The organism is Xanthomonas sp. NCPPB 1128 (assembly GCF_001043115.1).
Lineage (GTDB): Bacteria > Pseudomonadota > Gammaproteobacteria > Xanthomonadales > Xanthomonadaceae > Xanthomonas_A.
The window spans coordinates 1-25467 of the sequence record NZ_LFME01000048.1; the positions used below are offsets into that span (position 1 = coordinate 1).

Sequence of the window (25467 nt, forward strand, 5' to 3'; positions counted from 1 at the left end):
CCACCGCCACCACCGGCACCACCACCGCCGCCAGCGAAGGATGAGCCGGTCCCCAGCCAGGGCTCGTTGTTCTGACTGCTCCGGGCGCGTTGCAACGCGCGCCTGATTTGCTTGCAGCGGATGTCTTTGAAAACGCCGCTTATCGCGCGCTGTGCGACCCGCGCGCCACACTGAACAAGAGCCAGCACCGAAGCGCACGCAGATCTCTGGCTCGATCGTCCGTGACGCTGTCGGCTTGCCCGACCCTCACTGCGCGCAGGCATCCATGCCATGCCACGCGCGCCACGCACGATGGCGAGAATGCCAACAACCGCCACGCGCGAGCGATGGAGCAGGCGGGCGGTCTCGCCCACCGCCACGCGCTCGCCGGCAGGCCTAGATCGCCATGACCCCGCCATCGACGAACAGTTCGTGCCCCGCGATGAAGCTGGACGCGTCCGAGGCCAGGAACAGCGCCGCCTCGGCGATCTCCTCCGCGTCGCCGAGCCGCCCGAACGGGATCATCTGCTTGAACGCCGCCTCGGCCTCCGCATTCGCTTCCAGGTAGGTCTGCATGGCCGGCGTGTGGACCATGCCGGGTGACACCACGTTCACCCGGATGCCGCGGTGCTTCAGGTCGGTCGTCCAGGTGCGCGCGAAGGAGCGGATGGCCGCCTTCGTGGCGCTGTACACCGAGAGCGCACCGATTCCCTTGCTGCCGGCCACCGAGCCCGCCAGGATCACCGCGCCGCCGGTCGCCATCAGCGGCAGCGCCTTCTGCACGGTGAAGACCGTGCCCTTGATGTTGGTCGCCAGCAGGCGCTCCAGGTGCGCGACGTCGATCTCGCCAAGCGCCGCCGACTCGGACACGCCTGCGTTGGCGAACACGATATCCAGCCTGCCATGGTCCTGCTGGATGCGCGCATAGAGCCGATCCATGTCCTCGGGAACGCCGACATCGCCCTGCACGCCCACCGCGCCGCCGCCGATGTCCGCCACGGCGGCGTCCAGCCGGTCCTGCCGCCGCCCTGTGATGTAGACCTGCGCGCCTTCCTTCGCAAACGCCTTCGCCGTCACCAGGCCGATGCCGTCGGTGCCGCCGGTGATCGCGACCACCTTGCCCTCGAATCGCTTGTCCATCTCGCTTCCCTTGATAAGTGGAGGATTGCTCCACTTACTATACGGAGGTAGCCTCCGTTTCCACAAGCCATCCCGGAAAGCCCTCTTTGACCGCCGACACCCCCCTGCGCGCCGATGCCCAGCGAAACCGCGAGCGCCTGCTCGCGGCGGCGGAGGAGGTGTTCCTGGAGCGCGGCGCCGAGGCGTCGATGGAAGACGTCGCCAAGCGCGCCGGCGTGGGCATCGGCACGCTCTATCGGCGCTTCCCCACGCGCGAGTCCTTGTTTGCCGCGGCCTACAGCGGGCGCTTCCTGTCGCTCGCCGCGGCCAGCCACGCGCGCGCCGGCACGCTCGATGCGCTGGCCGCGCTGCGCGCGTATCTCGAGGAGTTGGCGCTGCATACCAGCGTCTACCGCGGGCTTGCCGCCTCGCTCGGCGCGGTACTGCAGAGCGGCACGCCGGGCTGCGAGGCCGTCAGCAAGGAAGGCCAGCAGCTACTGCGGCGCGCGCAGAAAACCGGTGTCGTCCGGCGCGACGTCTCGTTCGACGATCTCGTGGTCGTCGCCACCGCGACCTCTCTGGCCACCGAGCAGCTCGGCTCGCCGAAAACGCGGATTGCGCACCTGATCGGTCTGTTCGTCGACGGCATTGCGGCGCCCGCGCCGCGCGCCTAGCCGGTGGACCCGTGGCGCGCGGGCAGGGCTTCAGCGATGCCGCCGGTGTTATGCGTGGGGTCCATCCGCAAGCCCGCAAGAACCGCAGAGATCCGCGCTCGTGCGCGTCAGATGCTGCCCCGAGTGCAAGCAAGACGACGCTGCGCGCCGCGCTGGCGCAGCACGCAGTGCGGATCTCACGGTGGGCGTAGCGTCATCCGGGACGACGCACGCCGGCGACGCGTTTACTTGGCCGGCACCCGCTGGTACTCGTCGCTGCCGGTGTTGAGGTGCCCATCGGCCTCGTCGATGGCGAAGTTCACCGTCTCGCCGTCGTTGGTGACCTGCAGCACGCCGTCCTTGTAGATGGCCGGGTAGCTCTCGGTCTTGGGCTTGCGGGTGAAGAAGCGCGGGGTGGTGTTGCGCACCATGAACGACTCCCCGTTGCGCTCGATGTCGATCGTGTCGTCCTTCGACTCCACGTTGACCCAGTGGCCGACGAACTTCTCGCCCTCGACTCTGGCGCAGCCGGTCATCAGCATCGCCGCGGCCAGCGCCGCCCCCATCCACTTCGTCATGTCCCCGCCTCCGGTGTTGGAATCGGGGCGAGGATGCGGTGGGTTGGATGTATGGGAGGTCAAGAATGGGAGGAGATCATGTCGGGCGCCGACTGACTCGAACCCGCCGCCGCGACGCGCCATCCAGTGTGTTGCCAGACGATGAAGCAGAGGGAAGCTCCGCGCTGGTAGCTATGACGGGTTGCGTCATATGGCGGGTGCCGTTATGGTGAGCGCGTGATCAGGAGCTTTATCGACAAGGAAGCCGAAAAGATTTGGCGTGGTGAGCGCTCGCGCAGGCTGCCGGCCGATATCCAGCCGGTCGCCCGACGCAAGCTGCGCATGCTCAATGCCGCTGCCAGTCTCGAGGATCTGCGTGTCCCGCCGGCCAATCGGCTGGAAGCGCTGAAAGGCGATCGGCGTGGTCAGCACAGCATCCGCATCAACGACCAATGGCGCATCTGCTTCCGCTGGCACGACGGCGATGTTGCCGAGGTCGCCATCGTCGACTACCACTGATTTCAGGCAACTCATTATGGCATCCCTGCCCAACATCCATCCCGGCGAAGTGCTGCGCGACGAGTTCCTCGTCCCGCTCGGCATCAGCCAGAACGCCCTCGCCCGCGCCACCGGCGTACCGCCGCGTCGCATCAACGAAATCGTGCTGGGCAAGCGCGGCATCACCGCCGACACCGCCGTGCGCCTGGCCGCGGCGCTGGGCACGACCGAACGCTTCTGGCTGAGCCTGCAGGCGGACTACGAATTGGAAGAGGCGCATCGCCTGCTTGGCGATCTGCCGGTGCGGATCAAGCGGTTGGCGGCTTGACGGCAGGCAGATCGTGATCTTCTGCTATGACACAGGTTCGATTCTCGCTGACAGTGATTTACCATCCAGCCCCTTTTTAATCCATTTCCCCCGTGTGCCGTCGTGCTGCTTATGCTGTGCTTCGTTGCGCTAAAATATAAGAGATGATCGATATTTCTTGGTGGTGGGACTGGTGTAATGGCTACTGAGTGGGGCACCATTAGGTTCTCGTAAGTGTGGCTAGAAAATAGCAGCAAAGCGACTTATCGTCTTTGTGAGCGGCCTCTTAAAAGGAGTCGTAGCTACTTAGCCACATCTTTGTTATGGCCTTTAATGTCGAGAAAATTTAAAATAAGTGGATTGGATTGCAATGCGCATTCGGATCGGCTTTAAAATTTTCAAGTTCGCTTGATTGAGGATTTACTATGTTGCCAAGTAAGAGTCAAGTCAGGAAGGCTGGAAAACGTATAGCCGACGCTGCTAATGAGGATTCAATAGACGAGAATGACATCGACATTGTTGATGAATGGCGAAAAGCCCATTTGAAACCTCTTACCTCAATTGCAATGTGGTTGAGGAAGCCTTCTATTGATTCAACTGGCTTGGCACCCGCCCAAAGGCTTAAGCGCCGAGGAACAGTATTAGATAAGTTGATTCATGGTCGAGCAGTGGACGCCTCTACCATGCATGATTTGGGTGGCTGCAGATTAATATTTCCGGACCTTCAGTCTCTACAGGATTTTCGTGAATTCCTCGAAACAAAGACTAAGGCTGGACATAAACTTTTGCATGACAGAAGTAAGTATGACTACATAGCATCACCAAAAGAAACCGGGTACAGAGGTGTTCATTATGTATATAGCTATGAGCCCACCTCAGTAAATAATGCAGAGTTAAAAGGGCTTAAGATTGAAATACAGCTGCGCACCGATGTTCAGCACGCTTGGGCTACGTCCGTGGAGATTGCAGATCTTGTACTAGGCGCACGCACAAAATTTGAAGACGGTAGTGGTCAGTATGGCGAGTTCTTCAGGGTTGCCAGCGAACTTCTAGCTCGTAGGCACGAAGGCATGACTGGTTGTATGCCAGAACTTACGGATGCGGAGCTTAATGCTTTGTTTCATCGCGAAGAAGATAAGCATAACTTACTTGACCGACTTGACCGCCTAAGGGAGCAAGGAGATTTGAGCAAGATCAAAGAACATACTGTTCTGGCTTTCCAGACCGATGGCACCTTGGATATTTTTGGATACACGAAAGCAACTCGTGCCGTGGAGAAGGAAAAAGATCTTTTAGATAATCCAGATTGCGCGCATGTTGTTTACGTTAGAGCGTCGACGCCAAGTGCTATTAAAAACTCTTACAGAAATTACCTTACAAACCCGGCGGATTTCGTGAAACTGATGAGAGAGGCGTTGTAAAATTTTAAAAGTCGCCTTCAATCCGCCCTGCATAATTCATATGCGCCAACACAAATGATCTTTGCCGCATCGGCGTTATGCTGCGCCAGCAATTCAAGCATCTCGCGCACGACGCTGATGCCGAGCTGTGCCGCCTCCATTGCTTGCATTGCACCAGGATGCGGCGGCCGTTGCGCAGGATCAGGTCGATACCGCCGTCGGCGTCGCGGAGGCCGGTTTCTTCCACCGCGTCGAATCCGGTTTTCCCCATGTCTGCGTCCTGTGCGACCCCGTCTCCGGATCGACCATAGACCTGTGGTCGGCGGATGTCTGTACTGTTAATTGTGTCGTCTACAAAACGGGAGACGTCGCACGTTTGCGGCAGGCTACTGGCTTCGCGACCGGTGATGATCGCCTGCGTTGAACGGCGATGCGGAGTGTGCAGCGGCGCTCGCAGACATCCCTACCTACCGTCCGTCGCCGCCTCCGGTGGTCTTGAGACTTGCATGCTAGCTTCGCGCTGCCGAGGGTCCGGCGCAGCGTGGGGCAGGGAATGAACAGCGAGCCGACACGCCGCGACATTGCAGCACCACGCGCCACGCCAATCGTGCGCCTGGTCTGGTGGGTACTCTGGCTTGCGCTGGCGCTGTTCGCCGCCGAGTTCGTGCATTCGGTGTACCTGAAGTACGTGTCGCTGCAGTCGCCGGCCTATGCGATGTTCCTGACCCGCCGCGGGTGGCTGTGGTGCCATCTCGGTGGCGGGGCGGTCGGTCTGTTGCTGGGGGCGCTGCAGTTCGCGACGCAGCGGTGGCGGCGCTGGCCGCGGCTGCATCGTTGGGTGGGACGGGCGTATTTCGCGGGGATGGTGGTGGCGATGATCGGAGCGGTCGGGCTGATCGCGACCTCGCCGGCGCCGCCTGCGATCCGGGTGGCGTTCGCGGCCACGGCGCTAGCGTGGCTGGTCACCGGGTCGGTCGGGCTGGTGGCGATCTGGCGCGGGCAGGTGCTGCGGCACCAGCGCTGGATGGTGTGGGCTTATCTGGCGACGCTGGCGCCGGTGGTGTTCCGGGTGGCGTTGCCGTCGGCGATCGGCCTGGGCCTGACGCCGTCGCCAGGCTTGATCGCGCTGCTGCTGTGGGCGAGTTGGGTGGTGCCGTTGTCGGTGTATGGCGTCGGGCGCGTGATTGCCGATGCACGGGGTCGACGAAAGCAATCGGCGATGTTGCCGCGCGGCGTCGGCGTCGGCACGGGGTGATGGCCAGGCGTGTGGGATCGTGTGCCGGCCGGTGATTGCCGCGGCCGGTATCGCCACGCCGATCTGCCGTCATCCCAATCCTGGGTCAGGTGTGCCAGTGCTCGCGCTGTCGCGCAGCTCCGCACAAAGTACGGTCATCGTCGTCCCAGCATCAGCGCCCGCATCGTGCAGCGCCTGCATCGAACAGAAAAACGCTGCCACGCCTGCGCCCAGGCGTGGCAGCCAGCGGGACGGACGATCGCAGGCGCCGGGGGAGGAGTGCGCCTGCGTTGTCGTCCGCCGCGACCTCAGCGGAGCTTGTCGAACAGTTGCTGGCGCACGGCGATGGCGCAGGCGTCTTCGGTCGCCAGGTGCTCCAGCGCGCTGTTGTCGCTGGGCTTGCCGGTGCCCAGGTCGAGCACGGTCGCCTGGTTGCTGCCGCGGGCCTTGAACGCGGCGATGGCGGTGGTGGCGTTCTTCAGCGGGACGGTGGCGTCGTTGTCCGACCCGCACAGCAAGGTCGGGGTGCGTGGCGCCCAGTCGACCAGGTCGTTGCGCTCCAGGTCGCGCAGGAACGGGTCGTTGGCGTTGCTGGCGAAGTCCTTGTAGAAGCCAGGCTGGAAGTACTGGCGGATCTTGTCCACGCCCGGCAGGGTGTCGCCGAGCACCAGGTCGGTCAGGCTCTGGTTGCCGGGGAACAGTTTCTCCACCTTCTTGGCCCACGGATCCTGGAACACCTGCGACGGGTCGAGGTAGAGGTTCTTGTAGGTGTGCTGCATGCCGACGATGGCGTAGCTGGCCAGCACGATGCCGAAGGTGTTCTCGCCCACCGCGTTGCGGCCGCTCCAGCTGTCGCGGAAGGTCTGGCTGAGCGCGTACGGGCCGGAGATCGGCGCGCTGGCGACCAGGTTGAACTCGTTGGACAGGTGCGCTTCGATCTCGCGCTGGGTGGCCATGGCGGCATGCCCGCCCTGCGAGAAGCCGGTCAGCATCACCTTGCCCGACAGCGGGGTGTTGAGCCGCTGCAGCACCTGGCGCGCGGCGCGCATCGCGTCGATGGTGGAACTGGCCTCGGACGCGGCATGCAGGTAGGGGTGGAACGCGTAGGTGGACTGGCCGATGCCGAGGTAGTCGCTGCTCACCACCACGTAGCCCTGGGTGGCGAGGTGGGTGACCATGGTGTCGTCGCCCTTGTCGTCGCGGATCTCCTTGGCCTGCTCGGCACGGCGTTGCGACTCGGTACCCTGGCTGTAGCTCACCAGCGGGAACGGACCGGGGCACTGGCTGCCGCCCGGCACCAGCAGTGCGGCCGAGGCGGTGGTGGGTTCGCCCTCGACGCCGATGGTGGCGTAGGTGAACTCGGCCACGCGCACGTCGCACTTGGCCTGGTCGGGGGATTGGTCGTTGGCCAGCAGCGTGGCGATCGCCTGGCGGGTGTAGCTGGTCAGGACATTGCTCTTGAGTACGGTGCCGCGTGCCGGCGCCGCCGTGGCGGCCAGGGGCAACAACGCGCCCGCGAGGCCGATGAGGGACAGTGCGTGCAGTGCCAGCCGATTCCGCTGTGTGGCCATGGAAACATCCTCGTGTCGAATCCCGGTCGCCCGGGGGGTGGGGGAGGGCGCAGACGCTACTATGTCGTCCGCATTGTTTTTGCGACATGGCGAGATAATGTTTATCTGCGGTATTGATTCGCATCGCATGCGACGGCATTGCGCGACATATCGCGCTGGAAAAATCCGCGACCCATCGATGCCGCGGCGTGCGCTGCGCCACAGTGGCAACGAAGAAAGGATGAAACATCCGCATGGTTTCGCGTGAATCCAGCCGAATTCGCTTGTTTCGGCTGACGGCGTGTACGTTGCAGGAATTTGTCTACGCTTCTGGAGCGGACTTTTCAGAAGTTAATAATCTTTATTTTAAGATAATCGAAGCCAGGCGGGAGATAATCGCGTGGGATGTTTCGATGATTGTCCGGCGCCATGGATTTAGTGGACGCCACCAGGACAAGGGCAGGACATCGCCGATGCCCTGCATGTCGCGGCGTGTCTTGTTGGTCGCGATGCGCGGTCGCGATGGAGCCCGCAGCACCGGACAAAAAAGCCGGCGGACCCTGCGGGCGCGCCGGCGTCGGTCGATGGTCTTGGCCCGCGCGCGGGCCAGCAGAACAGGGTCAGCGCACCTGGTACAGCACGGTGGCGCCGGGCTTGGGTTCGAACGCGGGCACCGTTTGCTGCTTCAGCGGTGTGCCCTTGGCGTCCCACACCAGGGTCTCGGACGGGTACTCGTCCTTGCGGGTCATCGCATCGATCTGCTTGACGATCACGCTGGAGCCGGCGGCGACCTCGGGGTTCCAGGCGAAGACGCCGAGCCTGCCGTAGAACACGGCCGGCGCATCGGCATCCAGGCGCCGGTCGGGGCACATCACCAGGCCGCGATCGAGCATCACACGCAACGCGCCCACTGGCACGGCTTTCACCGTCGGCGACGTGCGCTCGGTGCTGTGGCCGGGGCAGACGTTGGCCGAGCGGGTCAGCATGTCCTCGGCCACCTGTCGGTCGGACTGGGCCAGCGCGGGCAGGGTGACGACGGCGAGAGCGAGTGGTGCGAGGGGGAATTTCCAGGGCATGTCGAGACTCCTTCAATGGAGGAAAGACGCCGGGCCTGGCGGCAACTGCAAAGTGGGGCACAGGCCGCGGCGGCGCGGGCCGACTCTAGCAACCGTGCCGGCGGCGAATGCAAAGCGGGCGTGAGGGTGTTGAGCGGTGGCTGGCGCGGGTGCTGGGTGCTGCACCGCTTTCTTCGCATTGCCTGGGTCGCGGTTGAAACCGCTCCTGCAGTGCGTGCATCGCTTGGTGTCTGGTTCAAGTGCTGGCGCTGACGGCAGTGCGGAAGACTGGCCGCTCGTTGTGGGAGGGACTTCAGGCCACCTCTAGCAACGACGAAGGCCATGTGTAGGAGCGGCTTCAGCCGCGACTGGCGTTACCGGGAATGCCTGTCGCGGCTGAAGCCGCTCCCACAGGGGGCAGGATCCTGGTTCGTAGTGCAAGTGCTGACGGCAGCGCCGACGCCTGGTCACCTCTTGTGGGATGGACTTCAGTCCCGACCACAGTAAGGTTGGGTTTGCGCATGGTCCCGCTCGTCGCGGCTGAAGCCGCTCCCACAGGGGGCAGGTTCCTGGTTCGCAGTGCAAGTACTGACGGCAGCGCCGACGACTGGTCACCCGTTGTGGGAGGGACTTCAGTCCCGACTGCAGGGTGGTTGAACGCACCGACCGCCCGCGCTTGCCACCTCAGCGATACGGCCCCGGCCCGCGCCAGACCAGTTCGCCCTGGTGATAGACCTGCAGCATGGTGATGACCTGGCGGGCGTCGCCGATGCCCTTCAGCTCCGGCGAGTCCGGCGGCAACGCGCGGCACTTGCCGGAGCCGCGGGTCAGGGCGATCTCCAGTGGGCAGACCATGCGGTACTCGGTGCCGGGCAGCAGGATGAACATCTCTTTCATGCCCTGCTGCTGCCAGGTGCGCAGCTGGCTCTCGCTGCCCAGGTCGTAATAGACCAGGTAGCCGCCGACCTCCAGGCTGGGCTGGGCCGCGTCCATGTCGTGGCGGTTGCCGCGGCTGCCGGGGCCGGCGGCCAGGCCGCTGTTGTCCGGGGACGTGTCGGTGTCGAGCGCGCCGGGCGGGCGCCCGGTCCAGGTCTGCGGACGGCGCTCGGTCGGCGGCTGCGGATTGCTGTCGGCGGTCTGCGCCGGACTCGGCGCCGGGGCGTCCGCGGGCGGGGTGGGTGCCGGCGGTGCCGGACGCGGCTGCGGTACCGGGGCCGTTCGCGGGGTGTCGGCTGCCTTCGGCGTGTCGGCGCGATCGGGCGGCGGCACCGGGTCGTCTGACTGCGCGACCAGGGTGGATTGCACGGTGGTGGTGGCGTGGCTGCGCTTGGGCGCGGCGGAGGCCGGCGGCGGGCTGGGCTTGGGCGGCAGCGGCTTCACCGGTTTGTCGCTTTCGCCGAGGAAATCCACGCGGATCCGGCTGCCGCCGGCCGCGCCCTGCGGCGTGGACATGGTGGGCTTGGCCGCATACAGCAGGGCCAGCGCCATCAGCACGTGCAGCAGCGCGCTGAGCAGCCAGGCGATCCAGCGCTGCCAGCGCTCGCTGCGGGTCTCGGCGGCGACGGGCGCGCGGTGCGACGCGCGGCTCATGCCGTCGCGGCGCCGTCGGGGAGGCCAGCCTTCATGCGGTTCCGGGGAGGGGGCGAACGTGGGAGACCGCCATCGTACCGCCTGTGCCGGCGCTGGCCATGGCAGCCGGTGCGACGGCCGGCATCGGCCGACACCTGCCGTTCACGCGCTGGACGCTGCCAAGCCGCGGCTGCCGCCAGTCGGCGACGCCGCGAACGGAGTGGGAAGCGTGGCGCCGCCGTGCCGCTCGGTCAGACGTAGGCGCCGACCTTGAACACTTCCACCGCCTGGGTGAGCTGCGCCGACTGCTCCTCCAGCGAGCGCGCGGCGGTGCTGGCTTCTTCCACCAGCGCCACGTTCTGCTGGGTGGTCTCGTCCATGCGCGCGATGGTCTGGTTGACCTGCGCGATGCCGTTGGCCTGTTCGTGCGAGGCGGCGGAGATCTGGCCCATGAGGTCGGTGACGTGCTGCACGCTGGCCACCACCTGGTCCATGGTAGCGCCGGCCTGGTGCACCAGCGTGGCACCGTAGGCCACGCGTTGCACCGAGTCGTCGATCAGGGTCTTGATCTCCTTGGCGGCACCGGCCGAACGGTGCGCGAGCGTGCCGACTTCCGCGGCCACCACCGCGAAGCCCTTGCCCTGCTCGCCGGCGCGCGCGGCTTCCACCGCGGCGTTGAGGGCGAGGATGTTGGTCTGGAAGGCGATGCCGTCGATCACCGCGATGATGTCGGCGATGCGCCGGGAGGCGGCCTGGATGCCGGTCATGGTCTCCACCACCTGGCCGACCACGTCACGGCCTTCGCTGGCCACGCCGGCCGCACCCAACGCGAGCTGGTTGGCGCGCTGGGCGTGCTCGGCGTTCTGCTTCACGGTGGAGGTCAGTTCCTCCATCGAGGCGGCGGTCTCTTCCAGGCTGGCCGCCTGCTGTTCGCTGCGCTTGGCCAGCTCCTGGTTGCCGCTGGCGATGTCCTCGGCGGCGAAGCCGATGCTGTTGGTGGTGCGCTGGATGTGCGCGACGATGTCGGTGAGGCGGTGCACGGTGCTGTTGGCGTCGTCGCGCATGGCGGCGAACACGCCGTGGAAGTTGCCGCGCATGCGCACGGTGAGGTCGCCGTCGGCGATGCAGCGCAGCAGCACGGAGAACTTGGCCAGGTTGGCGTCGGCGGTGGCCATCATGGTGTCGAGGTTCTCGACCATGGTGCGGAAGGCGTGCTCGAACTTCTCCGGCTGGCCGCGGTGGGCGAAGTTGCCGGCGCAGGCGGCTTCGGCCAGGGTCTGGATCTGCACGTTGATCGCGTGCAGGTTCTGCTTGACCTGCTGCATCGCCGCGGTGATCGCGGCCTTCTCGCCGGGGTAGTGGGCGATGTCCTGGCTGAGGTCGCCGATGGCGTAGCGGCCCATCACCTCGGTGATGCGCAGCTGGGTCTGCACGTGCGCATCGACCAGGGCATTGGTGTCGGCGACCATGCGCCCGTACTCGCCGGGGAAGCGTTGCGCGTCCATGCGGTAGCTGATGGCACCGGCATCGTGGCGCGCGGCCATCTCGCGCTGCGCGGAAATCACCTCGTGCAGGCGCCGTTGCATCTGCTGCATGGCGCGCAGCAACTGCCCGGCCTCGTCGTGGGTGGTGGCCATGTCCGGGCTGCTCAGGTCGCCGGCGCCGATCCGTTCGGCCAGGCCCAGCGCCTGCCGCAGCGGCCGCACCACGCGGCGGGTGAGCAGCAGGGCGATCAGCGTACCCAGCAGCAGCGCCAGCACGGTGCAGCCGACCATCAGCAGGGCGAAGCCGCGTGCGGTGGCCATCGCCTGCTTGGCGGCCTGGCGGTTCTTGGCTTCCTGCAGGTCGATGAAGGCGTTGATACTGGCCAGCCAGTCGACGAAGGCCGGGCGCGCCTGCTGCAGCAGCAGCGCCTGCGCCTGCACGGTGTCGCCGGCATCGCGCAGCTGCCGCACCTGCGCGATCAGCGGCATGGTGCGCGCTTCGATGCCCTGGATGCGCTGCAGGATGGCTTTCTCCTGGGCGTCGGTGGAGGTGGCGAGCAGGGCGTCGAGCGGCTGCGCAGCGCGTGCGTAGTCCCCGGCCAGCTTGTCGATGGTCTGCTCGGTCGCCTGGCGGCTGGCCGGGTCGTCCAGCAGCACCACGTCGCGCAGGGCGATGGCGCGGTCGTGCACGCTGCCGCGGAAGTTGATCGCGTAGCGCTGCTTGACGCTGTTGACCTCGTTGATCGCGGTCAGCCGCCGGTCGATGCTGTGCACGCGCTGGATGCCGACCACGGTGAGCAGGACCATCAGCACGATGAGGGTGAGGAAGCCGAGCGCGAGGCGCTGGCCGATGCGCAGATGCGAGAAGACGTGCATTGGAGGTGGGGGAGGGGCAGTGGAAGGATCGACGGTGGGTGACGGCGGACGGGCCGGAGGGTTGCCGGTGTCCGCTACGCACGTTCGGCATGCGCCACCCCGCGTCGGCGTGGAAATAGCGGCGACGCGCAGGCGAACTGTAGGCGCGGCGCTGCATGGCCCGATGCCGGATGCGCAGAACGTGACGTGGGACAGGTCTGCGACGGCAATGGTGGTTGCGATGCAACACCTGGCCGAGCATCGCTGCCCGCTGCCCGCTGCCCGCTGCCCGCTGCCCGCTGCCCGCTGCCCGCTGCGGACGCGTGACCCGCGGGATCGTCTGCTGGGCATCTCCAGTAACTGCACAAGCGCTACCGTAGGGGCGGCTTCAGCCGCGACGGGCTTTCCCAGGAAAGCCCGTCGCGGCTGAAGCCGCTCCTACGAAGGTGGCACGACATGTCCGCTCGAGTCGCGGCAAAGCGAGTCATTAGAGGCGCCCTGCTGTCGTGTGCCGCCTCGCGGATGGCGCCGTGCCCCGCGCAGGTGCGGGCCCGGTTCGAGCGCATCGCCAGCACCTGCGACATGCTTGCCGTGGGCAAGCGGCGGGTCTGCTGCTTCGACCGCTCGGGCCTGTACAGCAAAGGCCTTCGTTGCGCCGCAGGCGCAATGAAGGCGGTGGTGCGTGCGCCTGGCGCATGCGGCGTCGCGACAAGATCCTCGCAACGGCCTGCCTATACTCCGTGACGTCCATCCATGAGGCCCACCGCATGAGTGCATCCACCTCTTCGTCCGCCGCCGCCGCCGCACCGGGCAGCCTGCGCCGCTCGGTGTCCAACACGCTCAAGGGTTCGGCCGGCAACCTGGTGGAGTGGTACGACGTCTACGTCTACTCGGTGTTCGCCACCTACTTCGAATCGCAGTTCTTCTCCAAGGAGGACAAGAACGCCACCCTGTACGTGTGGGCGATCTTCGCGATGACCTTCCTGATGCGCCCGATCGGCGCCTGGTACTTCGGCCGCTTCGCCGACCGCTACGGCCGCCGCCTGGCGCTGACGGTGTCGGTGTCGGTGATGGCGGCCTGCTCGTTCCTGATCGCGGTGACGCCCACAGTGGCCAGCATCGGTGGTGCCGCGGCGATCGTGCTGCTGCTGGCGCGCCTGCTGCAGGGCTTCGCTACCGGCGGCGAGTACGGCACCAGTGCCACCTATATGTCCGAGGCGGCGATTCCTGGGCGGCGCGGCTTCCTGTCCTCGTTCCACTACGTCACCCTGGTCGGCGGCCATGTGCTGGCGCAGGCGGTGCTGTTCGGCATGCTGCACTTCTTCGACAAGGGCCAGATTTCCGAGTGGGGCTGGCGCGTGGCCTTCGGCCTGGGCGGCGTCGGCGCGCTGGTGGTGTTCTGGCTGCGGCGCACGATGGACGAGTCGCTGACCTCCGAGTCCATCGCCGCGGCCAAGCAGGGCAAGGACACGTCCTCCGGCTCGCTGCGCGAGCTGTTCGTGCACCAGTGGCGCCCGCTGCTGCTGTGCTTCCTGATCACCGCCGGCGGCACCGTGGCGTTCTACACCTACTCGGTGACCGGGCCGAAGATGATCCAGACCGCCTTCGCCGGCGACGATCTGATGGCCGGCACCATCATCAACCTGGTTGCGCTGACCGTGCTAATGCTGATGCAGCCGGTGGGCGGCTGGCTGTCGGACCTGGTCGGGCGCAAGACCCTGCTGGTGTTCTTCGGCATCGGCGGCGTGCTCTACACCTGGTTCCTGGTGCTGGAACTGCCCAAGCAGAGCGACTGGCTGAGCGCGTTCGCGATCCTCACCGCCGGCTTCGTCATCCTCACCGGCTACACTTCGATCAACGCGGTGGTGAAGGCCGAGCTGTTCCCCACCCACATCCGCGCGCTGGGCGTGGGCCTGGGCTACGCGTTGGCCAATTCGGCCTTCGGCGGCACCGCGCCGCTGCTGTACCAGGCCTCGCTGAAGACCGGCCACGTCACCACCTTCGTCTGGTACGCCACGGCGGTGATCGCGGTGTCGCTGGTGGTGTACATGTTCTTCCTGACCAACAAGGGGTCCAACTGGCTCGATCACGAGGGCGAGATGCACGCGCGCCGGCGCTGACCGGCGCGGCGCCGGCCCGGGCGGTGCACGCGCCGCCCTGGGCGCGGTGCAGGCGGACGCTGAACGGCGCACCCCGTGTCGGCCGGGTCGCCCCGCCGCGCCGGCCGCGCGCATGCGGCGGCTGCCAGGCGACTCGGGTACCATGCAGCCCCCTTACGGGCGTTCCCCCCATGGCCGATTCCGACAACAGCTCCACTCCCCCGGTGACCCAGGCGCAGGCCGAAGACGCAGTGCGCACCCTGCTGCGCTGGGCCGGCGAGGACCCCACCCGCGAGGGCCTGCTGGACACCCCGCGACGCGTGGCCGAGGCCTATGGCGACTGGTTCAGCGGCTACCGCGCCGATCCGCGCGAGTACCTGCTGCGCACCTTCGAGGAAGTGGCCGGCTACGACGAACTGATCGTGCTGCGCGACATCGAGTACGAAAGCCACTGCGAACACCACATGGCGCCGATCATCGGCAAGGTCCACGTCGGCTACCTGCCGCGCGGCAAGGTGGTGGGCATCAGCAAGCTGGCGCGCGTGGTCGAGGCCTACGCGCGGCGCTTCCAGGTGCAGGAGAAGATGACCGCGCAGATCGCCCAGTGCATCCAGGACGTGCTGCAGCCGCTGGGCGTGGGCGTGGTGGTGGAAGGCGCGCACGAGTGCATGACCACCCGCGGCATCCACAAGCGCGGCGTCAGCATGGTCACCTCGAAGATGCTCGGCACCTTCCGCGAGGACGCGCGCACCCGCGCCGAGTTCCTGCGCTTCATCGAGCGCGTGCGCTGAGTCTGCGGATGCGGTGGCGGTCGGTTCCTGCATGAAGCCGCATGTCCGGATCGCCGGCTATCGCCAGTTGCGCGAACAGCCGCTGTGGAAGCTGCTCGCCGCCGACCATGCCCCGGAGCTGATCGGCCTGCTGCAGACCCTGCTGGGTGACGCCCAGCGGCGGTTGCCGGCCGACGTGCTGCACGAGCGCCTGCAGCGCCAGCTCGATGCGCTGAAGGACGACGAGCTGTCGCGCGAACTGCCGCGCACCGCGCAGGCCTACGTGGCGCACTGGCTGGCGCAGGGCTGGCTGGAGCGGCGCCTGCCCGAGGGCGATGCGCAGGAAGACTACGAACTGTCGCGGCAGGCGGCGCAGGCCATCCGCTTCATCGCCGGCGTGCGCGACAGCGCCAGCGTGGCCACCGAGAGCCGGCTGTCGCTGGTGATCCAGCAGCTGGTGCAATTGGCCGGGCAGACCGAGACCGATCCGGATGCGCGCCTGGCCGCGTTGCGCGCCGAGCGCGAGCGCCTGGACGCGGAGATCGAGCGCGTGGCCGCCGGCAAGCTGGCCGCGCTGGACGGCAAGCGCGCGCTGGAGCGCACCCGCGACATCATCCGCCTGTCCGACGACCTGACCGAGGACTTCCGCCGCGTCCGCGACGATTTCGAGCGGCTCAACCGCGAGTTTCGCGAGCGCATCATCGACGACGAAGGCGCGCGCGGCGACGTGCTGGAGAAGCTGTTCGCCGGCATCGACGTGATCGGCGAGAGCGAGGCCGGGCGCAGTTTCCAGGCGTTCTGGAGCCTGCTCAACGACGCCGAGCAGAGCGTGCAGCTGGACGCGGCGCTGGAGGCATTGCTGGCGCGCGGCTTCGCCCGCCGCCTGGACCGCCACGAACGCGCCTTCCTGCGCGGGCTCACCGGTACCCTGCTCGAACGCGGTGGCCAGGTGCACGAGGTGATGCAGCATTTCGCGCGCAGCCTGCGCGGCTTCGTGCAGAGCCGCGGCTACCTCGAACAGCGCCGGCTCAACCAGTTGCTGAAGCAGGCCCAGGGCGAGGCGCTGCAGTTGCGTGATCACCTGCATGCCACCGCCGCCACCGGCTACGTGCTGCCGCTGAGCAGCGCGCGGCTGCGCTCGCCGTCGCAGTGGCGCCTGCACGACCCGCGCAGCCAGCAGGTGGATGGGCGGGTGCAGGCGGCCGAGGCGGCGACGATCTCGCTGGACAGTGTCGGCGACCTGGTGGCGCAGTCGGAGATCGACCTGCGCGGCCTGCGCAACGATCTGCACGACCTGCTCGGTCGACAGCCGCAGCTGAGCATCGGCGAGGCGCTGCGGCAGCGCCCAGCGGCGCAGGGCCTGGGCAGCGTGATCGGCTACCTGGCGCTGGGCACCCGCCACGGCGTGGTGGTCGACGGCGAATGGGAAGCGGTGCAATGGGAGGGCGGCGACGGCCAGGTCCGGCGTGCGCGCATCCCGCTGGTGTGGTTCACCAAGGAAAAACGCAATGAGTTGGTCTGACGAATTCCACGGTCACGATGCAGATGCCGGCGACGCCGCTGCGGCCGCTGCCACCGCCGATGCCGATACCGGCACCGCGCTGTTCGCCGGCGACAGCGGCAGCCTGCCGCTGGAGGCGCGGCGCGCGCTGTGCCAGCTGCTGTCCGGCCCCAGCGTCGATGCCTACCGGCACGGTCCGCTGTGGCAGGCGTTGCTGCGCCACGAGGCCGCGATCCGCCGCGTGCTGAGCGAGCTGTTCCTGGAGCTGGTGCTGGACCGCGACGGCGGCGTGGCGTTCGCGCGCCAGGCCGACACCGGTGAACTGGAGACGCCGGCATTGCTGCGCACCGCCCCGCTGACCTTCATCGAATCGGTGTTGCTGCTGTTCCTGCGCCAGCAACTGGCCGAGGCCGACACCCGCGGCGAGCGCGCGGTGGTTGACGAGGCGCAGTTGCTGGAAGTGCTGTCGGTGTACGAAAAGAACGTGTCCACCGATCGCGCCGGCTTCGCCCGGCGGGTGCTGGCGGCGATCGCCAAGATGCGCGACAACCACCTGCTGTCCAAGCTGCGCGGCAGCGAGGACCGCTACGAAGTCTCGCCGGCGCTGAAGCTGCTGTTCTCGGCCGAGGACGTGCAGGCGCTGTCGGCGGCCTACCGCGGCCTGCGCGATGGCGCGGCTGAGGCGGCGCCATGACCGGCCTGCGCCCGCGCGGCGCCCGCGCCTAGCGCCGACCAGGCCCTGCGCGCTGGCCGCCGTGGCGGCCGTCCCCGTTTTCCGATGAGTTCCCGATGACGTCCCTGTCCGAATCGTCCACCGTCCCCGTCGCTCCGTCCCTGTTCGCCGAGACCCTGGCCGAGCAACGCGCGCAGCAGTACCGCATGCGCCGTCTGCAGGTGCACAACTGGGGCACCTTCAACGGCCTGACCGACGTGCCGATCGCCGAGAAGGGCTTCCTGTTCGTCGGCCGCTCCGGCTCGGGCAAGTCGACCCTGCTCGATGCGATGTCGGCGCTGCTGACGCCGCCGAGCATCGTCGACTTCAACGCCGCCGCGCGCGAGGCCGAGCGCAGCGGCCGCGACCGCAGCCTGGTGTCCTACGTGCGCGGCGCCTGGGCCGACCAGCAGGACAGCGCCTCCGGCGAGATCGCCACCCAGTACCTGCGCAAGGGCGCGACCTGGTCGGCGCTGGCGCTGGAGTACCGCAACGCGCAGGGCCAGGCGGTGAGCCTGGTGCGGCTGTTCTGGATCGCCGGCAGCGGTACCGCCGCGGCCGACGTGCGCAAGCACTACATGGTGGTGCCGCGCGGCTTCGACGTGGCCGCCGAGCTGGACGGCTTCGACCTGGACCTGCGCCGGCTCAAGCTGCGCCTGGGCGAGGACGTACACCACTTCGACAGCTTCGCCGGCTACGCCGAGCGCTTCCGCCACCTGCTCGGCATCGGCAACGAGATGGCGCTGCGGCTGCTGCACAAGACCCAGTCGGCGAAGAACCTGGGCGACCTCAATGCCTTTCTGCGCAGCTTCATGCTCGACGAGCCGCGCACCTTCGAGGCGGCCGACCGCCTGGTCGATGATTTCGCCGAACTCGACGGCGCCCACCACGCGGTGGTAACCGCGCGGCGCCAGGTGGAAACCCTGACCCCGGCGCGCGACTACCACGCCGAACTGCTGGCGCTGCGGCGCGGCGTCGGCGAGCTGCGCGAGCTGCAGCTGGGCATCGACGGCTACCGCGAGCAGCGCCGCCTGGCCCTGCTGGACGCGCGCCTGCAGGAACTGGACACGCAGGACCGCGGCTTGGCCGGCGAGGAAGGGCAGCGTCGCGAAGCGCTGGACAACCACGAGCAGACCCTGGCCGAGCTGGAGACGCAGCAGCGCGCGCAGGGCGGCGAGCAGGTCGAGGCGCTGGAACGCGAGCGCGGCCGCGTCGAGCGCGAGCGCGACGAGCGCATGCGCCGCCGCGGCCAGGTCGAACAGGCCTGCCGCCAGCTCGGCATGGGCCTGGCCGGCAGCGCCAGCGGCTTCGCCGAGCAGGTGGCGCAGGCGCGCGCGCTGCGCGACGGCGTCGCCGGCGAGGCCAGCAGCCTGGACGAGGCGATCGCCGAACGCATGGCCGAGCGCCGCGAGGACGAACGCCGCTTCGCGGTCATCCGCACCGAGATCGAGGCGCTGCTGAAGGCGCCCTCGAGCATTCCCGCGCCGATGCAGGCGCTGCGCGCGCGGCTGTGCGCCGAGACCGGCCTGTCCGAGGCGGCCCTGCCGTTCGTCGGCGAACTGGTGCAGGTGGAGGCCGACCAGGCCGCCTGGCGTGGTGCGATCGAGCGCGTGCTGCACGGCTTCGCGCAGTCGCTGCTGGTCGACGAGCGCCATTACGCCAGCGTCGCCGACTGGGTCAACAAGACCCAGCTCGGCACCCGCCTGGTGTACTTCCGGGTGCGCCACAACGACCCGCTGCAGCGCCGCGAGCCCGATGCAAAGTCGCTGCTGCGCAAGCTGGAGCTGCGTGATCACGCCTATGCGCCGTGGCTGCGCCAGGAACTGGCGCGGCGCTTCGACTACACCTGCGTGGACACCGTGGCGCAGTTGCGCGACGCCGAGCGCGCGATCACCCGCGAAGGCCAGGTCAAGCATCCTGGCGATCGCTACGAGAAGGACGACCGCCACGCGGTCGGCGACCGCAAGCGCTGGCTGCTCGGCTACGACAACCGCGACAAGCTCAAGGTCTTCGAGCGCGAGGGGCAGACCCTGGCGCAGCGCATCGCCGCCTGCGATGCCGACGTCGCCGCCCTGCGCAAGCAGCGCGAACAGGACCAGGGCCGGCAACTGGCCGCGCACACCCTGGCCGAGCGCGAGTGGGACGAGATCGACGTCGCGCCCAAGTTGCAGCGCCTGAGCGACATCGCCGAGCAGCTGCTGCAGTTGCGCGAGGGCGACACCGCACTGCGCGCGCTGGGCGAGCAGATCGCCACCGTCCGCGCCCGCCGCGACCAGGCCCGCCGTACCTACGAGGACGTGCGCCTGGAGCGCGCGCAGCTGAGCCGCGAGCGCGCCCGCCTGGAAGCGCAGCGCGAGACCTGCGCCGCGCGCGTGGCCACCGCGGTGATCGGCCCGGCGCAGGTGGCGGGCCTGGACGCGCGGCTTGCGGCGCTGCCGCCGCTGAGCCTGGACAATCTGGAAGCGCATCTGCGCAGCGTCGAGCGCGGCTTGGGCGAACAGCTGGCGCAGAGCCAGGCGCAGGACGCGCGGCTGAGCCAGCAGGTGCTGGACTGCTTCCGCCGCTACTGCCAGCAGTGGCCGGAGGACAGCGGCGACTTCACCGTCAGCCTGGCCGGCGCCGACGATTTCCTGGCGCGCCTGCAGCGCCTGGAGAGCGACGGCCTGCCGCGCCACGAAGGCCGCTTCTTCGACCTGCTGCAGACCCAGAGCAAGAACAACCTGTTGGCCCTGCAGCGCTACACCGCCGAAGCGCACAAGGCGATCAAGCAGCGCATGGACGAGGTCAACGCCAGCCTGGAACAGGTGCCGTTCAACCGCGGCACCCTGCTGACCATCGAGGTCAGCGACCGGCGCCTGCTCGAGGTGCAGGAGTTCCAGCAGCAGTTGCGTGCCGTGCTCGGCCACCAGCAGACCGAGGACCGGGCGCTGGCCGAGGCGCAGTTCGCCATGTTGCGCGGGCTGGTGCAGCGGCTCGGCGCGCAGGAGCCGGAGCTGCGGCGCTGGCGCGAACAGGTGCTGGACGTGCGCCAGCACGTGGAGTTCGTCGGCGTGGAGCTGGACGCCGAGAGCCGTGCGCAGGTGGAGATCTACCGCAGCGGCGCCGGCAAGTCCGGCGGCCAGCGGCAGAAGCTGGCCACCACCTGCCTGGCCGCGGCGCTGCGCTACCAGCTCGGCGGCGAGGACGGCGAACTGCCGCGCTACGCCGCGGTGGTGCTGGACGAGGCCTTCGACAAGGCCGACAACGAATTCACCGCGCTGGCGATGAACATCTTCGAGAACTTCGGCTTCCAGATGGTGGTGGCCACGCCGCTGAAGTCGGTGATGACGCTGGAGCCGTTCATCGGCGGCGCCTGCTTCGTCGAGATCAGCGGCCGCCACAACTCCGGCGTGCTGCTGATCGAATACGACGCGCAGGCGCACCGGCTGAAGCTGCCCGAGCGCAGCCGCAACGAGGCGGCGACGCCTGCGGCGGAATCGGTCGAGGCGGTGGACCAGGCTGGCGCCGATCTGCCACCGCCTGCCGCGGACGCAGCAGACGCAACTGCGGAGACCCTCGCAGACGCCGTTGCCAAGCCGGCGCGTGCATCCGGCAAGGCACGTGATGCCGGCAGCAAACCACGGACCACGCCCAAGACGTCGCCAGCGACGCCCGGCAAACGTGCCCGCAACGCTGGTGCGACGCCTGCGGCCAAGGCTTCATCGGCGAAGGCGCCACGCACGTCCGCCGCGGCCGCGGCACCTGCGTCCACGGCTACGCGGTCGGCCGCGCAGCCGGCGTCGGCGAAGACCGCGAAAGCCGCCATCGGCAGCAAACCTGCGACGCCAGCCAAGGCGGCGGCGCGCAAGTCGCCTCCCGCGACCGTCAAGCGCCGCGGCGGCTGAGCGGCACTGGCGCCGCGCGTAGCCACCGGGCACGTGCGTGCGCCAGCACCGCTGCAGGGCAGGGACGCGGCGACTCCACAGCGCCGCGCACTTCACTCAATGCAGCAAATCCCAGCCCATCTTGCCGATCAGCACCACCACCAGCACCAGGAACAACTGCCGGATCAGCGGCGTGCCGCCGCGCAGCGCCAGGCGCGTGCCGGTCACCGCGCCGGCCACGTTGGCCGCGGCCATCGGCACCGCCGCGGCCAGCAGGACCTTGCCGCTGGGCACGAAGAAGCACAGCGCGGCCAGGTTGGTGGCCAGGTTCACCACCTTCGACGCGGCCGAGGCGCGCAGGAAATCCAGGCCGAAGAAGCGGATGAACAGGAAGATCAGGAAGCTGCCGGTGCCCGGGCCGAAGAAGCCGTCGTAGAAGCCGATCGCCGCGCCGATCGCCAGCGCGATCGCCAGTTCGCGGCGGCCGATGTGGCGTGGGCGGTGCAGCGCGCCGAAGTCCTTCTTGACCAGCGTGTAGCCCAGCATCGCGATCAGCAGCACCAGGATCAGCGGCCGCACCGCCTGCTTGGGCAGATGGCTCACCGCGGTCGCGCCGAGAAAGGCGAACACGAACGCGGCCGCGGTCGCATACAGCACCGGCCGCCACGGCAGACGCACGTGGCGCGCGTAGCGCCAGGCGGCGGTGCCGGTGCCGGCCATGGAACTGAACTTGTTGGTGCCCAGGATCACCGCAGGCGCCTGCTGCGGCAAGGTCGCGAACAACCCGGGCAACTGGATCAGGCCGCCGCCGCCGACCGCCGCGTCCACCAGCCCGGCGACGAAGGCGATGCACAGCAGCCAGGGCAGTTCGGTGGGGATCGACTCGAGCACGCCGGCGCTCCGCGCAAGGGGCCGCCAGCATAGCCGCCACCGGCCGCGACGCGTGCGCGGCGTGCGCCGTGGCGCCGCAGCCGGCACAATCGGCATATGCCCCCGTCCGCCCCGCGCCTTGCCGATCCTTGCCCCTGCGGCCGTCCGCGCGACTACGCGCAGTGCTGCGGGCCGTACCACGCCGGTACCCCTGCGCCGGATGCCGAATCCTTGATGCGCTCGCGCTACAGCGCCTACGTGCGCCAGGAGGCCGATTACCTGCGCGCGAGCTGGCATCCGTCGACCTGCCCGCCGCAGGTGGAGATCGACCCGCGCACGGTCTGGCTCGGCCTCACCGTGCGGCGGGTGCTGCAGATCGGCGCCGACAGCGCCGAGGTCGCCTTCCTGGCGCGTTATCGCATCGGCGGCGGCAGCGCCGTGCGCATGACCGAGCACAGCCGCTTCGTGCGCGAGGATGGGCGCTGGTACTACCTCGACGCGCTGGATTGAACCGGCGCGTCTAGCGCCGGCGCTCGCCTGGCCGACCACTGCCGGTCGTCGGCGAGGCGGGGCTGCTCCTGTCGCGCATCGAACCGAACGCCAAAGATGCCGAACGCCTTGCGTGCCACGGCCGCGGCGTCGCGTTGCGCGATCTGCCAACCACACCGCGATCAGTGACCTGCCGTTCGCGCGTCCTCTGCCGCCAACGTCGCGTGAGCGGAGTGCACACGCGGCGGTTGTTTATGATGTCGGCCCTGCCGTCGGCGAGGAAGTTGCGATGATGCGTTTGGCCTGGATCCTGCTGCTGGCGGCGCCCTGCGCGCTCGCGCAGACCCCGCCTGCGGCGGCGCCGTCCGCGCCCGATCCGGCCTTCGCCACCTGCGTGGCCGGCCTGCGCACGGCTGCGGCGAAGGCGGGCGTCGCCGAGGCCTCCTTCGACCGCTTCACCGCCGGCCTGCAGCCGGACCCGAGCGTGCTGCCGCTGCTCGACGCCCAGCCCGAGTTCACCACGCCGATCTGGGACTACCTGGCCGGCCTGGTCGACAGCCAGCGCATCGACGACGGCCGCGCCATGCTGACCACGCACCGCGACCTGCTCGCGCAAGTGGCGCAGAACTACGGCGTGGACCCGGAGACGGTGGTCGCGGTGTGGGGCGTGGAGAGCGACTACGGCCGCATCTCCGGCAAGCGTCCGCTGCTGGTGTCGCTGCTGACCCTGTCCTGCGAAGGCCGCCGCCAGCCGTTCTTCCGCAGCGAACTGTTCGCGCTGTTGAAGCTGCTGCAGGCCGGCGACCTGCGGCCCGAGGGCCTGACCGGGTCCTGGGCCGGCGCCTTCGGCCATACCCAGTTCATGCCCAGCACCTACGCCCGCGTCGCCGTGGACGGCGATGGCGACGGCCGCCGCGACCTAGTCGCCAGCATTCCCGATGCGCTGGCCTCCACCGCCAACTATCTCAAGCTGGCCGGCTGGCAGAGTGGCCAGCCGTGGGGGCTGGAGGTGAAGCTGCCGGACGGCTTCGACCCGGCGCTGGCCGGGCGCACCCAGCGCCGTCCGCTGTCGGACTGGCGCGCGCGCGGCCTCACCGCCGCCGATGGCGGCGCGCTGCCGGCGCTGGCCGCACAGACCCCGGCGGCGGTGCTGATCCCGGCCGGCGTGCATGGCCCGGCGTTCCTGGTGTTCCGCAACTACGACGCGATCTACGCCTACAACGCCGCCGAGAGCTATGCGCTGGCGATCGCGCTGCTGTCCGACCGGCTGCGCGGCAAGCCCGGGCTGGTCGCCGCCTGGCCCACCGACGACCCCGGCCTGGGCCGCCCCGAGCGGCGCGAACTGCAGACCCTGCTGCTGGCGCGCGGCCACGCCATCGGCCAGGCCGACGGCGCCATCGGCACCGCCACCCGCCGTGCGATCCAGGCCGAGCAGCAGCGCCTCGGTCTGCAGCCGGCCGACGGCCGTGCCGGGCAACGCATCCTCGACGCACTGCGCCGCGAGGCTGGCGGCGCGCCAGCGCCACCTGCGCCGGGACCGGCCAGGCCGCCGCAGCCGTCCGCACCCGCACCCGCACCCGCACCCGCACCCGCACCCGCATCTACACCGACGCCGGCCCCCACTGCGACGCCCGCACCGACACCGTTCGGCGGCACCCCGCCCACCGCGTTCCGGTTGCCGGCCGCCTACCCGGCCTTCGCCCAATCCCCCGCGCCACGGAGCATCCACCCCATGTCCGACGTCCCCGGCCTGAGCACAGGCGACTTCCACGGCTACCCCTCGCTGCTGGTGGAGACCCCGCACTCCACCGCTGCGATCAGCCTGTTCGGCGGCCAGGTGCTGGCGTTCGTGCCCAAGGGCGGCACCGACGCGCTGTGGCTGTCGCCGAGCGCGCAGCCCACGCCCACCCCGATCCGCGGCGGCACCCCGGTGTGCTGGCCGTACTTCGGCCGCCAGGGCCAGAGCGACGCCGTGCCCGCGCACGGCTTCGTGCGCACCGTGCCGTGGCAGTTGCAGGACGCGCGGCGCGAGGCCGACGGCAGCCTGGTGCTGACCCTGGCCCCGCCCGACTTCGACGACCTGCCGCTGCGCCTGCGCATGCAACTGCGCATCGGCGCCACCCTGGAGCAGCGCCTGGTCACCGACAACGTCGGCACTGCGCCCGCCCGCTTCACCCAGGCGCTGCACAACTACTTCCGCGTCGCCGATGCCACCCAGGTGAGTGTGCAGGGCCTGGACGGCCTGGACTACCTGGACAAGTTCGAGAACTACGCCACGCCGCATCGCCAGCACGGTGACTGGAGCCTGCAGGATCCGCGCGACCCGGGCCGCAGCGACCGCATCTACACCGGCGCCGGCGGCCGCTACACCCTGTTGGACCCCGGCCTGCAGCGCCGCATCGAGATCGCCACCACCGGCAGCCGCACGCTGGTGGCCTGGAACCCGGGCGAGGCCGGCGCGCAGAAGATGGCCGACGTCGGCCCGCACTGGCGCCAGTTCGTGTGCCTGGAAGCGGCCAACGCCGGACCCGAGGTGATCGAACTGGCCCCCGGCGCCCAGCATGTGCTGCAGCAGACGATTTCCGTCGTGGCGTTGTGACCCCTGGTGGATGGCGGCACCGCGTGCGGCGGACCGGCGGTCGGCATTGGTGACGGCCCCGCCGTGACCGCGGCGCCGGCGCGCCTTGCTGGCATGCGTCGCGCCGCTGCCTCCGCCGGACCCTCACTCCCGACCCGTCTCCCGGCGGGAGAGGGGAGTCGCTCGGTGTGGCCGGACGTGCTGCCGACCCAATCGGGCCAGCGCGTAGACGTCAGGGCACCTTCAATCACCGCAGGAAGTATCCCGTAGGAGCGGCTTCAGCCGCGACGTGGCCTTCCCGGTAAAGCCCGGTCGCGGCTGAAGC

General features: G+C 68.7%; 20 protein-coding genes and 2 pseudogenes. 14 read left to right on the forward strand and 8 right to left on the reverse strand.

From position 1 onward, the window contains the following. Positions 1-375 precede the first annotated feature (375 nt). Complete coding sequence (locus ACP93_RS19685; RefSeq protein ID WP_048492356.1) at positions 376-1119, reverse strand: SDR family NAD(P)-dependent oxidoreductase; 744 nt, start codon at positions 1117-1119, stop codon at positions 376-378. An 86-nt stretch (positions 1120-1205) separates the two neighbouring features. Here ACP93_RS19685 and ACP93_RS19690 point away from each other — a divergent pair, with 86 nt between their 5' ends. Then, complete coding sequence (locus ACP93_RS19690; protein WP_048492357.1) at positions 1206-1772, forward strand: TetR/AcrR family transcriptional regulator; 567 nt, start codon at positions 1206-1208, stop codon at positions 1770-1772. A gap of 224 nt (positions 1773-1996) precedes the next feature. On the opposite strand, the gene ACP93_RS19695 is transcribed toward ACP93_RS19690, so the two are convergent. Further along, the gene (locus tag ACP93_RS19695) at positions 1997-2329 is read right to left on the reverse strand and encodes a lipoprotein (RefSeq protein WP_048492358.1); all 333 of its coding nucleotides are present in this window, start codon (positions 2327-2329) and stop codon (positions 1997-1999) included. 216 nt (positions 2330-2545) lie between these two features. Here ACP93_RS19695 and ACP93_RS19700 point away from each other — a divergent pair, with 216 nt between their 5' ends. From ACP93_RS19700 to ACP93_RS21380, 3 genes are all read left to right on the forward strand, one after another. After that, entirely contained in the window at positions 2546-2827 is a 282-nt protein-coding gene (locus tag ACP93_RS19700) for a type II toxin-antitoxin system RelE/ParE family toxin (RefSeq protein ID WP_048492359.1), read from the forward strand. Positions 2828-2843: 16 nt separating this feature from the next. Then, positions 2844-3134: a HigA family addiction module antitoxin gene (locus tag ACP93_RS19705; RefSeq protein ID WP_048492360.1), complete on the forward strand. Its 291-nt coding sequence runs from the start codon at positions 2844-2846 to the stop codon at positions 3132-3134. 404 nt (positions 3135-3538) lie between these two features. After that, positions 3539-4534, forward strand: coding sequence for a RelA/SpoT domain-containing protein (locus tag ACP93_RS21380; RefSeq protein ID WP_082143552.1), 996 nt, complete (start codon positions 3539-3541; stop codon positions 4532-4534). A gap of 38 nt (positions 4535-4572) precedes the next feature. Here the strand turns inward: ACP93_RS21380 and ACP93_RS21385 are convergent. Beyond that, positions 4573-4778, reverse strand: a pseudogene (locus ACP93_RS21385) (restriction endonuclease); the annotation flags it as partial. Here ACP93_RS21385 and ACP93_RS22075 point away from each other — a divergent pair. Both ACP93_RS22075 and ACP93_RS19710 read left to right on the forward strand, forming a co-directional pair. Further along, the gene (locus ACP93_RS22075; protein WP_204243725.1) at positions 4683-4937 is read left to right on the forward strand and encodes a hypothetical protein; all 255 of its coding nucleotides are present in this window, start codon (positions 4683-4685) and stop codon (positions 4935-4937) included. The pseudogene ACP93_RS21385 and the gene ACP93_RS22075 sit on opposite strands and share 96 nt — an antisense overlap. Positions 4938-5066: 129 nt before the next feature. After that, a complete protein-coding gene (locus tag ACP93_RS19710) occupies positions 5067-5768 on the forward strand; it encodes a DUF2306 domain-containing protein (protein ID WP_106407151.1) in 702 nt (233 codons plus the stop codon). A 287-nt stretch (positions 5769-6055) separates the two neighbouring features. Here ACP93_RS19710 and ACP93_RS19715 read toward each other — a convergent pair whose 3' ends face one another. From ACP93_RS19715 to ACP93_RS19730, 4 genes are all read right to left on the reverse strand, one after another. After that, on the reverse strand, positions 6056-7318 hold the full coding sequence (locus tag ACP93_RS19715; protein ID WP_048492361.1) for an alpha/beta hydrolase: 1263 nt from the start codon (positions 7316-7318) through the stop codon (positions 6056-6058). A 599-nt stretch (positions 7319-7917) separates the two neighbouring features. Further along, positions 7918-8373, reverse strand: coding sequence for a hypothetical protein (locus tag ACP93_RS19720; RefSeq protein WP_048492362.1), 456 nt, complete (start codon positions 8371-8373; stop codon positions 7918-7920). A gap of 663 nt (positions 8374-9036) precedes the next feature. After that, positions 9037-9942 carry a hypothetical protein gene (locus ACP93_RS19725; RefSeq protein WP_048492363.1) on the reverse strand — a complete coding sequence of 302 codons (906 nt, stop codon included), beginning with the start codon at positions 9940-9942 and terminating at the stop codon, positions 9037-9039. A 230-nt stretch (positions 9943-10172) separates the two neighbouring features. Further along, complete coding sequence (locus ACP93_RS19730) at positions 10173-12281, reverse strand: methyl-accepting chemotaxis protein (protein WP_048492364.1); 2109 nt, start codon at positions 12279-12281, stop codon at positions 10173-10175. A gap of 531 nt (positions 12282-12812) precedes the next feature. Here ACP93_RS19730 and ACP93_RS22385 point away from each other — a divergent pair. From ACP93_RS22385 to ACP93_RS19760, 6 genes and pseudogenes are all read left to right on the forward strand, one after another. Then, positions 12813-13004: pseudogene (locus ACP93_RS22385) on the forward strand (hypothetical protein); the annotation flags it as partial. Between the two features lie 23 nt (positions 13005-13027). Continuing rightward, positions 13028-14380, forward strand: a complete 1353-nt coding sequence (locus ACP93_RS19740) for an MFS transporter (protein WP_048492366.1) — start codon at positions 13028-13030, stop codon at positions 14378-14380. A 170-nt stretch (positions 14381-14550) separates the two neighbouring features. Next, positions 14551-15150: a GTP cyclohydrolase I FolE gene (gene folE, locus ACP93_RS19745; RefSeq protein ID WP_017909619.1), complete on the forward strand. Its 600-nt coding sequence runs from the start codon at positions 14551-14553 to the stop codon at positions 15148-15150. A 31-nt stretch (positions 15151-15181) separates the two neighbouring features. Next, a complete protein-coding gene (locus tag ACP93_RS19750; protein ID WP_048492367.1) occupies positions 15182-16651 on the forward strand; it encodes a DUF3375 domain-containing protein in 1470 nt (489 codons plus the stop codon). Beyond that, positions 16638-17324, forward strand: a complete 687-nt coding sequence (locus ACP93_RS19755) for a DUF4194 domain-containing protein (protein WP_048492368.1) — start codon at positions 16638-16640, stop codon at positions 17322-17324. Before ACP93_RS19750 ends, ACP93_RS19755 begins: the two co-directional genes overlap by 14 nt. Positions 17325-17419: 95 nt before the next feature. Continuing rightward, positions 17420-21226 (forward strand): ATP-binding protein, encoded by a 3807-nt coding sequence (locus ACP93_RS19760; RefSeq protein WP_048492369.1) that lies wholly within the window; start codon positions 17420-17422, stop codon positions 21224-21226. 96 nt (positions 21227-21322) lie between these two features. Here ACP93_RS19760 and ACP93_RS19765 read toward each other — a convergent pair whose 3' ends face one another. Beyond that, positions 21323-22096 carry a sulfite exporter TauE/SafE family protein gene (locus ACP93_RS19765; protein WP_048492370.1) on the reverse strand — a complete coding sequence of 258 codons (774 nt, stop codon included), beginning with the start codon at positions 22094-22096 and terminating at the stop codon, positions 21323-21325. 96 nt (positions 22097-22192) lie between these two features. On the opposite strand from ACP93_RS19765, the gene ACP93_RS19770 reads away from it, so the two are divergent. Together ACP93_RS19770 and ACP93_RS19775 are read left to right on the forward strand one after the other, a co-directional pair. Beyond that, positions 22193-22585 carry a YchJ family metal-binding protein gene (locus ACP93_RS19770; RefSeq protein WP_082143553.1) on the forward strand — a complete coding sequence of 131 codons (393 nt, stop codon included), beginning with the start codon at positions 22193-22195 and terminating at the stop codon, positions 22583-22585. 268 nt (positions 22586-22853) lie between these two features. Continuing rightward, positions 22854-25163 carry a lytic murein transglycosylase gene (locus ACP93_RS19775; RefSeq protein WP_228136098.1) on the forward strand — a complete coding sequence of 770 codons (2310 nt, stop codon included), beginning with the start codon at positions 22854-22856 and terminating at the stop codon, positions 25161-25163. Positions 25164-25467: the final 304 nt, after the last annotated feature.